Consider the following 14,413-nt stretch of genomic DNA (forward strand, 5'->3'; position numbering starts at 1 on the left):
AAAAGTTATCTCTTAGACCTATTTTATTTTTTGACTTTTTGTTGCGCCCATGTCGCTGAATATTGTTCACCAGCAGTTAGGTCATATTGGATATAATTATAATCAGCTAAAATCTCTTTCTGTGCTTTGGTCAATTCATTTTCAGAAATCATCTTATTTTTATCAGTGACAAAAATTTGTTTGCCGTTATAGCGATTTGAAACACTTGATACAGGATCGATCGTTGCTGCTGGAAGATCGTTTGCAACTTGTGTTAGTAACGCATAAAACGGTGTGACTTTGATATTTGCTTGTTCGAATGCTAAAGCAGAGAAGTTATTTGGAGAAACAACTTTTTTATTTAGCTTCTGCATCTGTTCACGACTATAAGCATTACTGTAGATAAAGTAATCTGTTTCATGATGCTCCAAACCATATTTTTTCATGTCATTTCCACTGTATAGAGGAGGCAAATGATCGCCATAAAAGACAAATGTGATTGGTTTTTGAATTTTATCTAGTTCTTCTATAAATTCTTTGACAGCTTTATCTGTGTAATTCAGACCCTGCATGAATGTTACTAATTCGTGTTTTTTACTGTCAATTACAGCAGTTCCCTCAAAGCTGAAGTCATTTTGATCGTAAAAATCACCATAAGGCATATGATTTTGCATTGTTGAAAGCTGAATAAACTGAGTGGTTTCAGTATTACTTTGTAATGCTTTGAGTGTTTCTTTATAAGCAGACTCATCTGAAATATATCTATTTCTAGCGATTTTATCTGTATAAGTCAATTTGTCAGGACTGTCAACGTAGTAAAATTGTTCAAAACCAAATTTTTCAAATACTTCTTTTCGTTTATATAAAGAAGCGGTAAAAGGGTGGATCGCGATTTTTTCATCGAATAGATTTGTGATATTTGGACTGATCTGTTGGCTATCGACAAGCTGGGTATAAGGTGTAACTAATGTTGGCGATAAACTGCTTATGTCCAAACCGGTCAAGCCTTGCCATTCGATATTTGCTGTACCGCCGCCGTAGCCAGACGACAGCATCAGGCCACTCGTAGTGTCCTTTTTGATCTGTGAAATTTCAGGAATCGGATTACCTGAAACAGTGACATTAGGTAATCGTGAAGGATCACTGAAGCTCTCGCTCAAATTCAAAATCAGTGTTTGGTTGTTCAACCAGTCATGCCTTGTTTTGTTGATATTTTCTGCTTCTGCATCATATTTCTTCATGATCTCTTCGATTTTTTCTTTAGAATACCCTTCTGGCTCTGGCATGATCTCAATATCTATATTGTTCAAAAACTGAATGATCGGTCCGTTTTCTCTTACAGCATCTCCTTGGTTAAAGAATGTCTTATTCACTCTAAACAGGTTGAAAAGAAGATAAGAAGGTGAATTTTTGTGATTAATAAAAAAGACACCAGAAAGTAAAACAAGCAACGTCAGAATTCCAACGACTCTTTTCTTCCAATTAAATTTAAGGGCATAGCGATGTTGTAATTTTCGTTGGATAATAATGCTGGAAATGGTTAAGAAAATCACGATAATAATCCCAGCTACTATCAATATTGGACTGACCATCGCCAATAATTCAGAAATACTATTCAGCATTTTTAAGTCAGAAGGAAAAACAGGTTCTTCTCTAAGTGTGACTTTCAGTACGCTGGAAACGGTGAGTAGTAAATCGATAACTAATGTAATCGAAAAAACATACCAAAAACGGTTTGTAAGTAATAATAATAATAAGAAGAAAGCCATAATAATAAACGTAGTCAAAACTAAAATAGACTGACGCTGAGCAAATACCTTAAGCGCAACTTGGATGGTTTGCTTCCAGCCCTCTTTTTTCTCTAGTAAGAAGATCTGTATGAAGGTAAAGAAGTAAAAGAAAATACCGACATAGAAAATTGCTCTTTTTTTATAGATCCATTCTTTTACAGCATGGAGTTTTTGAGATAGTTCAGACAAGGAATTAAAGGCTAAATAATTATTTATTTTTTTGAAAGGCCATGTTTTCTGCAGCAAGAGACATACTAAAGTAAATAGAATAGCTGCGAGTATATAAATTCCTGCAAACTCAAAAATATTCAAAAGCCAAGCTTTGCCGGAAGTTGGGAATGATTTCTTTTCGTAAGTGGTTACTCGATAGCTGATCAATGGCCAATAGGCAAGAACGATCGTAGTAATCAAACTTGTGGAAAGAATAGGTCCTTTTACTCGTAAAGCCATTTTTTGTGACAGCCATTGCAAGAAGGTGAACAGACTGAGCGTATAGTACATAGAAAACAAAGAATACGGGACAGAAAAACGATTAGCAGTAGAGGCATCTCCTCTGACAATCAATGAAATTTGCGTCATCAGTAGAATCAATCCACCAAGGATTATTACACTCAAAACAAGATGCAAAAAGCTAAATTTTAATTTACTGATCCAGCTGAACTGTTTGATTATATAACCTAAAAAGAATAGGTAGAAAATCCAGATAATATTTTGCCCCTCTTGAAATCCCCATAAATCTTTACTAAATAAGGTTGGGAAAATGACGAGCAGCAATGTTAAAGCAAAAAAGAGGTTCTTCAATAACTTAGGTGAAACTTGTTCCAGCCATTTGACCAACCATGGGATGCTGCAAAACAATAGTACACAAGAAACAGCATAGATAAAGTAGTTTTGGCTGATCGGAAAGAGTCCTAACCAGTAATCATGCAGGTTCAATGCAGAAGAACGAATATAAAAAAAGACATTGCTGCATAATCCGATAAAGAGATAGAGTAGAAAGAATCGACTTAAATAGCTAAACACATTCTTTCGGTAAATTTTTTGGTAATGATACCCTATATATAAAGGGATCAGATTTAAGCCTGCTCCTGCAATGACTTTCATAAATGAATAAATATAAAAACGTCCAGGATTTGTTGCGTATTGAGGTATCTCAACTGCAGAGAGCAACACCCGCTGTAAGATAATCAAAAGACAAGCCGCTAAAATAGGTAAGACATCATAATTTCTAGATTTTGTTTCTGTCAAAATACACACCTGCCATATACATGTTTAATGATACAAGTTCCAAACGAAGAACTTGTATCATCGATCTCAATCTATAGTACCGTAGAATATGTGCTTTTACAATAAAATACACATATAAAAAGTATTGGAAAGATAGATAAAAGAGATCAACTATTTTTGAAATGTTCCTCATAGACCAGCATTAGTTTGTCAAAACTTTGGGCGTCAGGAATCAAAGGAATCATCACTATCGGTACGGTATCAGTATGAATTTCGGGAATGTTTGTAATGACACAATCATAGTCGGATAAAGATTTTTCAACATCCGCAAGTGTCGTCACACGAATTGGTGTGCAGGAGAAACGGCCTCTTAAATAATAGGTGATTCGCTCGGACAGCATCTGCATATACTCCATACTGATATCAAATAAAAGGCAGGCATTTAATGTTGGTGTCGAGGCTTCTAGTCGATCTAACAAATTTGGCCAATAAGTAAATAGCATCGAAATAGATTCATAAACCATGTATTCTTTGTAAGGATTTGAATAGAAGATTGCTTGCAGTGAATGGATAATTTCTGTCGATAAATGTCCATATAGATTTTTAACGCCTAGAAAGAACTCTTTATTACGATCGTATAGGATATATGTCCGTCCATGAGTCATGCAATCCAAATTATAAAGTTGTAGAAAAATAGCTTCGAAATTATGACACTCACAGTCCATCCTGCGTTCGATTTCACGAATTAAATGGATGATTTTTTGATATTTAAGCCGTTCTTGATGATCGCTTTTGATCAACTTCTTTGCAGATTCAAGAGAATCCACATAGTCATTACTAAAGAACAAGAAGAAAAATGTGTTCAGAGTTTTAGGAGTCAAAGATAATTGAAACTGGGCAAAAAATTCATTACAGGCATGTGTATCCTCGAGGATCGAAAACGCCTTTTTAGGAACATCATAGAACTGATTTTCGTTGTTGTATTTTAAAAGATTGATCACTGTATATGTATAAAGCCGCAAACGATTCAACAAAGAGAAGTACATTCTGTAAGATTTACGGTCGGGAAGAGCTTGTTTAACGATTTGTAAACCAACTTGGTCTAAAGAAGCAAGCTGAGTAGCCGTCAAAAGTTCTTCTGCTACACCGTATCGTTCTTGAAAGTAACAGTGCATAAAATTACATATGCTATGTGGGTCGCCAATTAACTGCATTTTCTTCAAATTGATCGTAAAGCCTTCTAATTGAAGCTGCTGGTTGACCCGTTGAACAATTCGTTTGATCGTCGAAATACTGATGTACAGGTCGTCAGCCAAATCGATAATAGTAGAAAAATTATGTAAAAAGATTTTTTCGATCAGTTGAAATTCAATACTGTTTTTTAAGAATTTCTGATAAATGCTTGATATACAGAAGTCAAGATTCGTCGCTAGACGTAGTCCGTATTTTTTTGAGGTTTCAATGGTTGTTGGTGTTAAGAGCGCTTCTAGTTCAATAATATCTGATTTGAGGGTTTTTACAGGAACATTCAAGATTTCGGAGGCTCTTGGAAAAGTGAGCCAATCCGCGTCTGCTAGGAGTTCTAATAGTTCTAATTGGCGTCTGGTTCGAGAGGAAAAAATAGCCTTCATGATATCATCACTTTCTTATTTTTTTGTTTTTTTATATTTGTTCATCATGCTTTGAACTAAATTTCATTATAATATTATTTTAACTCTAAATATACCAATTTGTCTAGATAGTATTTGGATTTAAACAACTTATTATTGAAATAATTGTTTAAATATTGGTTCATTTTTTTATTTTTAAGAGAAAAATATGATCCTTTTTTAAAATAAAAAACGTTATTTAATTTCTGATCTATGTGGAAAGCCATACTTGGATATAAAAAACTAAAAAAAGGTCAAATCTGTCTTTTTTTTTCCTTAAATGACCTTTTTGTTTGACTCAGAGTCTTTACACTAGGAATGAGCCAATTGATGGCAAAAAAATGAATGGAGGAAAATTATGAACAAGTTAACAAGATGGACAATGATAGCAGCAGTTGCTTTAGGTGGGGCGAGTGTGTTGTTTGCTGCTGAAGCAGATGCACATGGATATGTTGAAAGCCCGGTAAGTCGAGGTTATCAGGGGGTATTAGATCGTAATACATTGGGATGGACTGAGGCGTTTAATAAGTACGGGAACGTGATCACAAATCCACAATCGTTAGAAGCGCTTAAAGGATTTCCGCAACAAGGACCTGCTGATGGACGTATAGCATCAGCGGATGGAGGACTTGGTCAGATAGGAGATTATGTGCTAGATAGTACTGGTGTCGATCGTTGGAAAAAACAAGAAGCAAAAACAGGTGTAAATACATTTACTTGGAAATATACAGCACCACATTCTACATCAAAGTGGCATTACTATATCACTAAAAACGGTTGGAACCCAGAAAAACCATTAGCGAGAGAAGATATGGAGTTGATCGGTGAAATCAAGCATGACGGATCGACTGCAACAAATAACAAATCTCATCAAGTGATGATTCCAAGCGATCATACAGGATACCACGTTGTATTAGCTGTTTGGGATGTAGCGGATACTCCTAATGCATTTTATAATGTGATCGATTTAAACTTGAGCTCAGAGGGAACGACGCCACCTATAGAAGAAGCACCTGCGAAGCCAACGAATATAAAAACATCAGAAGTGACAGTTTCCACTGTGAAGCTAACGTGGGATACTGTATCCAATGTAAAAGAGTACAATGTTTACCGTGATGGTAAAAAAGTTGGTACAGTCGGCGGCACACAATTTAATGATTCAAATTTAGCGGAGAATACAACGTACTCGTATCAAGTGGAAGCTGTAGGTACAAATGGAAAAGTCTCTGAGAAAAGTGCAGCAGTGAAAGTAACTACGCAATCATCAGCAGTAGAAGATAAGGAAAAACCAACGGCACCGACAAATCTTCATTCAATGGGAACAACGGCAAATTCAGTCGATTTGATGTGGACAAAATCTGCACACTTTTTGGGTGTTAAAGAATATGATGTATATCGTGATGGCAAAAAAGTAGCGACAACAACAGCAACTCGTTTCAAAGATACAGGGTTGAAAGCTGAAACAACATACACATATACAGTTAAAGCAATCAGTCTTGGCGGGAATGTGTCAGAAGAAAGTGCAGCATTTTCTGTAACAACTAAAGAGGTTAGTGGTCAAATCACGACATGGGAAGCAGATAAAACCTATGATACTGGAGATCGCGTGTTTTATGAAGGTTTAGAATATGAAGCAAAATGGTGGACGAAAGGAAATCAGCCAGATCAATCAGATGTGTGGAAGCTCCTTCCGAACCAAGTTGCAGAATGGAATATAAATAAAGCTTATGATGGCGGTTCAAAAGTAACCTTCCAAGGGAAAACGTATCAAGCGAAACATTGGACAAAAGGTGACCAACCAGGAGCGTCTTCTGTGTGGGAACTTGTATAATCTAAATCATTGAGCATAATTAACTTAAAAGAGTCCAGACCAAAACTAGAAAATAGTTTTGGTCTGGACTCTACTTCTTAATAAACGGTAGGCAAAAGTCAGTTTCTTCGGAGATTTCGCAAAAGCCAAGTGGTACAAAAGCGTATTGTTTGGTTTTTGTATTACCCGAATTTAAACGACCTTTGTCTCATCCTTATTTTCGTGCGGCTACTCTTTTTTCGTCACTGGAAGCCAGACCTCAAACGTTGCATTATTTGGATTTGCATCCAGATAAAGCTCGATATCAGGACCATTTGCATACTCATATCCAGAGCTTGGCAGCCAGTCAGTCACGATCCGTTTCTCCAACTCCTGAATGGCATGCGGCATAGCTCCTTGTCCAGTAAAAATCGCCCAAGTAAATGATGGGACAATGTATTCAACGAGCTTGCCGGAAATTGCCTGATCGCTCGCAACAGCAATGTAGTATGACATTCCTTTACTTCCTTTTAGATCACTTTCTACACTCATATCTCCATCAAAACCTGCACTGATTCCTAAAACTCCCTTAGGTTCTTGGTTCATCATAGGCAGCATTGAATTGAGTGTGCCATCCATACTGATTTGCTGCCAAAACTTCGGTACCTCAGCAAAATTTTCCTCTATGTTTGCAGATAATTCTTTTTGTGCGCCGATCACACGAAAGGCTTCTTTTGTTTCGATCCGATATTCCATCTCTACATCTCCTTTGATCGTAATCTGGAATTTGATTCTAGGAAAAGAAGTCAAACGACTGCCTTCTTGCTGTGCCTCAGAAGGTGTGATGCCATGCTGTTTTTTGAAAGCTCGGGTAAATGAATTCGGTGACTCATAGCCATATTTAATGGCCACATCGATCACTTTTGCTCCTTGCTGCAATTCTACACCAGCCAATGATAATTTTCGCCGCCGAATATAGACTGCTAAAGGTACGCCTACCATGTAAGAAAATACGCGCTGGTAATGATAAGAAGAGCAATACGCGATTTTTCCTAACTCAGCCACATCTATTTCCTCTGTCAAATGATCTTCAATATACGTCAATGTCTGTTCCAGTCGAGTAACCCATTCCATATCTAATCAACTCCTACCTTTAGTCTAACGATTCTAGCTTTAGTTTACCTCACTTTCCCTGCCCAAAAAAGAGGGACTTCTTTTTTTACGATTGATTGGTTTATATAAGTCAGAACGTTTATACTATAATCAAAAGAACAAAGGAGAGAACCGATGAAATATGAATGGCGTAAACAAGAAAAAGAACTTTATTTACCAAAAGCAAAACCAACAGAAATCACAGTGCCAAAACAAAATTTTTATACGATCACAGGCAAAGGTGACCCGAATAGTGAGCGATTTAGTGAAGAAACAGCAGCGCTTTATGCAATGTCTTACGGTATCCGCATGATGCCGAAAAGAGGAGTCACACCGGAAGGTTATTTTGAATACACGGTGTACCCGTTGGAAGGGATTTGGACGATGTCGGATGAAGCAATCATAGAAGGTAGAGACTTTGACAAAGCAGATCTAGTCTATAAGATCATGATCCGTCAACCGGAATTTGTTACAGAAGAACTGGCATTAAAAAACCTAGCGGAAATCTCTGAGAAGAAACCGAATCCGAATAATCGACACGTGAAATTTGAAACGATCGAAGATGGCAGAGCCTTGCAAATGCTGCATGTCGGGCCTTACGATGATGAAGCAAAAACCTTTGAGATCATGACGAAGTATTGCGAGGAGCATCAGCTGAAAAAAAGAAGACTGGATCATCGGGAAATCTATTTATCTGATCCAAGAAAATCAGCACCAGAAAAAATGAAAACTGTTTTGCGGTATTTTTTAGAAGAATAAACGAATAGATATAAATGCAAATATAGGATTTTATAAGAAACTTAAAAAAATATCGTTACATAAATATTTCTTTTGTGTTACAATTTGGTTACAAACGAAAAGGAGTGTTTAGTATGAAAAAAGCATGGATCGTTGGTTTATCAGTATTATTTTTAGTAGGTTGTTCTGGAGAAAAGCAAAAGAAAACAGAAGTTAGCTCTTCTATCGTACAAAGTTCGCAAACTACACAACAAAAAAAGATAGAGGGAAAATCATCGAAATCATCAAGTATATCGTCACAAATGAATGAGGCTCTGCCTTTAGATCAGCATTCTGATTCAGTTGTGGCCAATGATTCAAACGAAAGTGTTACTATTGATAGTTCTGAGGTAAATGAAAATGCGGATGCGGTAACACCTGCACCGCTAAGAGGAACATGGGTGGGGAACAATGATGAAGTAGATATTGAATTCACGATAACAGAGAACACGATTATTTCAAATGGTCAAACGTATGCTGTCACTGATTTCTCTCAGAGTGGAAATACATATACCATTTATTGGGATATTGATAGTGTGGCAAACCCAGGTAATCCACAGCCCTTTGTTTATACTTATTCACCAGAGACTGATGAATTAAGTAATAGCGTCGTTTTTCATCGTAAATAAACCTGATACTCTTTGCTTGATAGACGATAAATTACAAGAATAAAAATAAACAGCTTGAGAGCTAATGAAGCTCTCAAGCTGTTTATTTTTATTTTATACTTTCCGGTAAACATGAGCTTCATAATCCGACAGAATCATCTTATGAGCGAGTGGTTTATACTCTGTATTCGTCAATACTTCCTCCCAACCAGCAGTTTCCCAAGAATCAGGAAATGCGACTGTTGTTTGACCTCGGTCCAGTTGAACTAAAATCAACCAGCTTTCCGTTTCTGTCGTACGAGTATAGCTAAAAACAGTTGGATGTTCTGGCAACAGTAAAGTAAATACACCGTAGATAAGTGCCTCTGTGCTTTTCCGTAAACGGATCAATTGTTGATAATAGTGGAACACACTGTTTGTTTCTACATCTTTTTGCGTTGCATTGATCAGTTGGTGGTTTTGGTTTACCTTCAGCCAAGGTGTCACCGTAGAAAAGCCGCCAAATAGTGACTCATCCCACTGGAAAGGTGTACGGCTATGATCTCTTGACCAATTGATTGCGATATTCAGTGCTTCTTTTGTCGTCTTTCCTTCCGTCAGCAACGTCTGATAAAAATGGATCGTATCAGCTGCATCGATTTCTTCGATAGAGCTGAAAGGGAAATTCGTCATTCCTAGTTCCTGTCCTTGGTAGATGAACGGTGTTCCCTTTAGCAGCAGTAAAACAGTCGCCAGTGCCTTCGCAGCTTCTGGTGAATCATCTCCATAAACGGAAACACTGCGCGGTGTGTCATGATTTTCTAAATACAAGGCATTCCAACCAACATCTGCTAAACTTGTTTGCCATTGATCCAGCGAATGCTTCAAATGAAAAATCGAACCTTTTTGACTGCCCAATTCACCTACGCGCTGACAGTGCTCCAATTCAAAAATCATATTGAAATAGCCATGATCTCCTGTCCATTCTGAAGCTTCAGAATGGGGCACTCCGCTAGCTTCACCAACAGTCATCACGTTGTACTCATTGAAAATCGCTCTAAGCTCAGCTAAATAGTTTTCGATACCAGCAACATTCATAAATGGCGCCCACTGGTTATCGGTAATCTTAAAGTCCCAAGGTTCTTTTTGGATGTGGCTGATGGCATCGATTCTAAAGCCATCGATCCCAAGCTCCAACCACCAGCGAATCATTTGGTAGATTTCGTGACGAACTTTAGGATTTGTCCAGTTGAGATCAGGCTGTTCTTTCGCAAATACATGAAAGTATGCTTGTTTAGTTGTCTCATCATATGTCCAAGTCGAACCGCCAAAAAAGGATTGCCAGTCATTCGGCAGCTGTTCCGGCGTTGCATCGACCCAGTGGTAGTAATCGCGATACGGATTATCCAGTGATTTTTTTGATTCAAGAAACCATGGATGCTGATCACTCGTATGGTTGACAACGAGATCCATGATGATTTTTATGTCTAACTCATGTGCTTCTTTTACTAACGATTGAAAATCTTCCATGGTACCGAAATCTTTATGAATAGCTTGATAATCTGAAATATCATAGCCATTATCTGCATTTGGGGAAGCGTAGATTGGATTGATCCAGATAAAATCGATCCCAAGCTCTTTTAAATAAGGTAATTTTTGGCGAATACCGTTCAAATCACCGATCCCATCGTGATTACTGTCTTTGAAACTGCGGGGATAAATTTGATAGCCGACGGCGTTTTTCCACCAAGTGCTTTTCTCAGTCAGTAGTTGACGCTGAATGTCGATCGCTGTGTTAGGCATCTAGGTTTCCTCCGAGCGTGACGACAAATGCTTCATAAGGATCAAGCGTTCTGTTTAAAAGACTGCGATACTCTTTGTCTGTATTTGCGATAATGGTTTGTTCTGCATTTATATCCAGTGAAAATGGTTGCTCTTGATCAGAAAAATTGCAGACGATCAGCCAACTTTCTCCTTTGTAATGACGATAATAAGCAAAAATCTCTTCCGTTGTATCTGTGAGCAATTCAAATGTTCCCCACACGATCAACGGATATTTTTTTCTCAAAGTGATCAATTGCTGATAGGTATAAAAAAGAGAGTTCGCATCTTCTAGGGCCTGTGCTACATTGATTTCAGGATAATTTTGGTTGACTGTAAGCCAAGGAGTTCCAGTAGTGAAACCGGCATGTTTACTTGAATCCCACTGCATCGGAGTACGAGCATTATCTCGTCCCTTAGCATTGATGGATAATAGAATGTCTTCTTTTGCGTAGCCTTTTTCCAATCGATCCGCATACATATTTTTACTTTCGATATCTGCTGCTTCTGAAATGTCAGTGATCACACGATTGGTCATGCCGATTTCTTCTCCCTGATAAATATAAGGTGTCCCTTTCAGCATATGGAGTAGAATCGCCAGCATTTTGCCGCTTTGAACGCGATAGTCTCGATCATTGCCCCATCTGGAAACGATACGAGGGAGATCGTGGTTATTCCAAAACAAAGAGTTCCATCCCTGGTTGCCGAGCTCGGTTTGCCATTTGCTGAACACATTTTTTAATTCTGAGATGACAAGCGGGCGCAAATCCCATTTGCTTTTGCCGGGCTGTTCATCTAAAGCGACATGCTCAAACTGGAAAACCATCGAGAGTTCATGTCGTTTAGGATCAGAATAAAGCTTAGCGATTTCGGGTGTTGCCCCCCAAGTTTCTCCGACAGTCAGCAAGTCTTTTCCGCCGAAGGTTGCGGCATTCATTTCTTGGAGGTAGTCATGTAGTTTAGGCCCATTTCCTGTGATTTTTTGATCAGGGATTTTTCCGACCAAATCGATGACATCCATGCGGAAACCACCGATTCCTTTATCGATCCAAAAATTCATCATATCATAAACTGCTTTGCGGGCAGCGGCGTTTTCCCAGTTTAGATCCGGCTGTTTTTTGCTGAAAAGGTGTAGATAATAGTCGCCGGTGTGTGTATCTAATTGCCAAGCGGAGCCTAAAAAAGTCGACTCCAGATCATTTGGCTCCTGTCCATCGATCCCTTCTCGCCAGATGTAAAAATCGCGGTAAGGATTGTCCTTAGAGGAACGAGATTCGATAAACCATGGATGTTCATCGCTCGTGTGGTTGACAACGAGATCCATAATGATTTTTATTCCTCGTTTGTCTGCTTCCTCGATCAGTTGCTCCATATCTGCCATTGTTCCAAACTCTGCCATGATTTGCTCATAATCACTGATGTCGTAGCCATTATCATCGTTTGGTGATTGGTATACTGGGCTAAGCCAGATAGCGCCGATCCCAAGCTTTTCTAAATAATCTAAACGTTGGATCAATCCTTGTAGATCACCGATTCCGTCACCGTTACTATCTTGGAAGCTGCGAGGATAAACCTGATAAACCACTGTTTCCTGCCACCAAGGAGCGTTTGTTTTGATGTATCCCATTTTTTTCATTCCTTTCTACTATTTCAAGTGATGAGGCAAAACCGAATGGTGCAAGTTCGATAGTATCTTGGTCTAGCCGTTGTGTTCGGTTGTAAAATAAAATATCTGATTTTTTTACATAAACAGGTTGTTCACCAGTATTGAAAATGCTGCGTAAACGTGTTCCTTCATATTCGTAAGCGAAGTCGATCGTTCCTGTTTGTTCGTCGACCTCAAACCAGCGAAGCTTGCCTTCGGATAGTAAAGTTTGGTGTTCCTTTCTAAATGCAATCAAATGTTTTACGAAGCTGTACATCTCCTGATCTTGTTGCTCTGGTTCCCACACCATGCATTTTCGACAATCGGGATCGGCTCCACCGTCCATTGCATATTCGTCTCCGTAATATAAACAAGGGACGCCTTTTTGTAGATAAGTGAATGCCATGACTTGTTTCATCAAGTTCTTATTGTGTTGAGCGATCGTCAATAAGCGGGGAGTGTCGTGTGAGTCTAATACATTGAACATGATTTGATTTGTCTGTTCTCTATATAGCATCAATTGATGATTCAACTCTGACACAAGCTTGCTTAGAGGGATCGTTTGGTAAACAAAATAAGAAAGAATAGCATCAGTAAAGGCATAATTCATCACAGCGTGGAATTCATCTCCTTGCAGCCAGCGCTGAGAGGAATGCCAAATTTCTCCTAAAATATAAATATCTTCTTTCGCTTCAGTACAAACATCGTGGAATTTTCTCCAGAAACGATGATCTACTTCGTTGGCGACATCTAAACGCCAGGCATCGATATCGAATTCTTCGATCCAGTAACGAGCGATTTTCAATAAATAGTCTTGCACATCTTTGTTTGCTGTATTTAATTTTGGCATATGTGGTGTGAAGGCGAATGTGTCGTAAGTGATATCATCCGAAAATTCAAAATCAGCAGTCGGTGTATATGTCACAGGGAACTTATGGATATGGAACCATTGTGCATAAGGTGAATCCTCGCCATTTTTGATCACATCTTGCCATTGCGGTGAAAAATCGCCCATATGATTGAACACTGCATCCAGCATCACACGAATGCCTCTTTTATGGCATTCTTCTACTAGTGTTTTGAATAATTTTTTGTCACCAAAAGCGGAATCGATTTCAAAATAATCGATCGTATCGTATTTATGATTGCTGCTTGCTTGAAAAATCGGGCAAAAATAAAGCCCGTTGATCCCAAGATCAACAAAATGGTCTAAATGATCTAAAACACCTTGCAGATCTCCGCCAAAAAAATCATCTCTACTAGGAGAAATAGAACTATCCCATGGCAGTGTCCCCTGAGGATCATTGCTGAGATCGCCGTTAGCAAAACGCTCTGGAAAAATTTGATACCAAATGGTTTCCTTGACCCATTGAGGTGCTTTGAAACGATCGGCTTCATGAAAATAAGGTAGTTTAAAATAGTTATTTGCTGTTTTTAATGTTGCTTCTTGATAAGGGAAAAAACCATGATCGCCGTAAAATAGAATGCTTCCATCCATTCCCTCGATTTTAAATGCGTAGCTAAGTCTACGGTGTAAAGCAGATGTTTCGACGATCCAATAATCGTGTGTTGTTGTTGATAAGTATTTTTCCATCGGGATCGTTTGGTTGAACCACTCATGATGGTCCAACTGATAAGGGTCTCCGTTGATCAAGGAGACGTGTTTAACATCTTCACGACCAGTTTTTAAACGGATGTGCATTTTATCTAAGGTATATAGATAGGCAAATTCACTTTCGGGTTGATGATGGATTGCGGCAGTATTCATTTTAGTTATTCCCTCCTACAGTTAACAAAATACATTTTTCAAAAATCACCCATATTATGCCATATAAGAAAAACGTTTTCAATATGTTTTTCGCAAACGATTGCATTTTATTCTTTTAAATTAGACTATACAAAGAGAAGAGCCTGATTTCGGTGATTTTAGTTAGAAAAAGCATTTTAACCTGATTTTAAGCCAGCTTATGAAAAAGCATTTCGTATCTTATAAATTA

At 38.2% G+C, this 14,413-nt stretch carries 9 protein-coding genes; 3 read left to right on the plus strand and 6 right to left on the minus strand.

Features of this window, described 5'->3' with window-relative positions; all coding sequences use genetic code 11:
- Nucleotides 1-23: 23 nt before the first annotated feature.
- Together H3T55_RS03225 and H3T55_RS03230 are read right to left on the minus strand one after the other, a co-directional pair.
- The gene (locus tag H3T55_RS03225) at nucleotides 24-3,017 is read right to left on the minus strand and encodes a sulfatase-like hydrolase/transferase (protein ID WP_318652960.1); all 2,994 of its coding nucleotides are present in this window, start codon (nucleotides 3,015-3,017) and stop codon (nucleotides 24-26) included.
- A gap of 146 nt (nucleotides 3,018-3,163) precedes the next feature.
- Entirely contained in the window at nucleotides 3,164-4,627 is a 1,464-nt protein-coding gene (locus H3T55_RS03230) for a helix-turn-helix domain-containing protein (protein ID WP_225533257.1), read from the minus strand.
- A gap of 376 nt (nucleotides 4,628-5,003) precedes the next feature.
- On the opposite strand from H3T55_RS03230, the gene H3T55_RS03235 reads away from it, so the two are divergent.
- Complete coding sequence (locus tag H3T55_RS03235) at nucleotides 5,004-6,476, plus strand: lytic polysaccharide monooxygenase (RefSeq protein ID WP_225533258.1); 1,473 nt, start codon at nucleotides 5,004-5,006, stop codon at nucleotides 6,474-6,476.
- Nucleotides 6,477-6,683: 207 nt separating this feature from the next.
- Here H3T55_RS03235 and H3T55_RS03240 read toward each other — a convergent pair whose 3' ends face one another.
- Entirely contained in the window at nucleotides 6,684-7,568 is an 885-nt protein-coding gene (locus tag H3T55_RS03240; protein ID WP_225533259.1) for an AraC family transcriptional regulator, read from the minus strand.
- A 153-nt stretch (nucleotides 7,569-7,721) separates the two neighbouring features.
- Here H3T55_RS03240 and H3T55_RS03245 point away from each other — a divergent pair, with 153 nt between their 5' ends.
- Nucleotides 7,722-8,345 (plus strand): GyrI-like domain-containing protein, encoded by a 624-nt coding sequence (locus tag H3T55_RS03245; RefSeq protein WP_225533260.1) that lies wholly within the window; start codon nucleotides 7,722-7,724, stop codon nucleotides 8,343-8,345.
- A gap of 113 nt (nucleotides 8,346-8,458) precedes the next feature.
- The gene (locus tag H3T55_RS03250) at nucleotides 8,459-8,992 is read left to right on the plus strand and encodes a hypothetical protein (protein WP_225533261.1); all 534 of its coding nucleotides are present in this window, start codon (nucleotides 8,459-8,461) and stop codon (nucleotides 8,990-8,992) included.
- A gap of 93 nt (nucleotides 8,993-9,085) precedes the next feature.
- On the opposite strand, the gene H3T55_RS03255 is transcribed toward H3T55_RS03250, so the two are convergent.
- The 3 genes from H3T55_RS03255 to H3T55_RS03265 are packed head-to-tail and all read right to left on the minus strand — an operon-like array spanning nucleotide 9,086 to nucleotide 14,184.
- Nucleotides 9,086-10,753 carry an alpha-glucosidase gene (locus H3T55_RS03255; RefSeq protein ID WP_225533262.1) on the minus strand — a complete coding sequence of 556 codons (1,668 nt, stop codon included), beginning with the start codon at nucleotides 10,751-10,753 and terminating at the stop codon, nucleotides 9,086-9,088.
- Nucleotides 10,746-12,398 carry a glycoside hydrolase family 13 protein gene (locus H3T55_RS03260; RefSeq protein WP_225533263.1) on the minus strand — a complete coding sequence of 551 codons (1,653 nt, stop codon included), beginning with the start codon at nucleotides 12,396-12,398 and terminating at the stop codon, nucleotides 10,746-10,748. Before H3T55_RS03260 ends, H3T55_RS03255 begins: the two co-directional genes overlap by 8 nt.
- On the minus strand, nucleotides 12,319-14,184 hold the full coding sequence (locus H3T55_RS03265) for a glycoside hydrolase family 13 protein (RefSeq protein ID WP_225533264.1): 1,866 nt from the start codon (nucleotides 14,182-14,184) through the stop codon (nucleotides 12,319-12,321). The genes H3T55_RS03260 and H3T55_RS03265 overlap by 80 nt, the downstream gene beginning before the upstream one ends.
- Nucleotides 14,185-14,413: the final 229 nt, after the last annotated feature.

Origin of the sequence: Enterococcus sp. S22(2020) (genome assembly GCF_020295385.1) — a bacterium.
Taxonomy (GTDB): Bacteria; Bacillota; Bacilli; order Lactobacillales; family Enterococcaceae; genus Enterococcus_L; species Enterococcus_L dunnyi.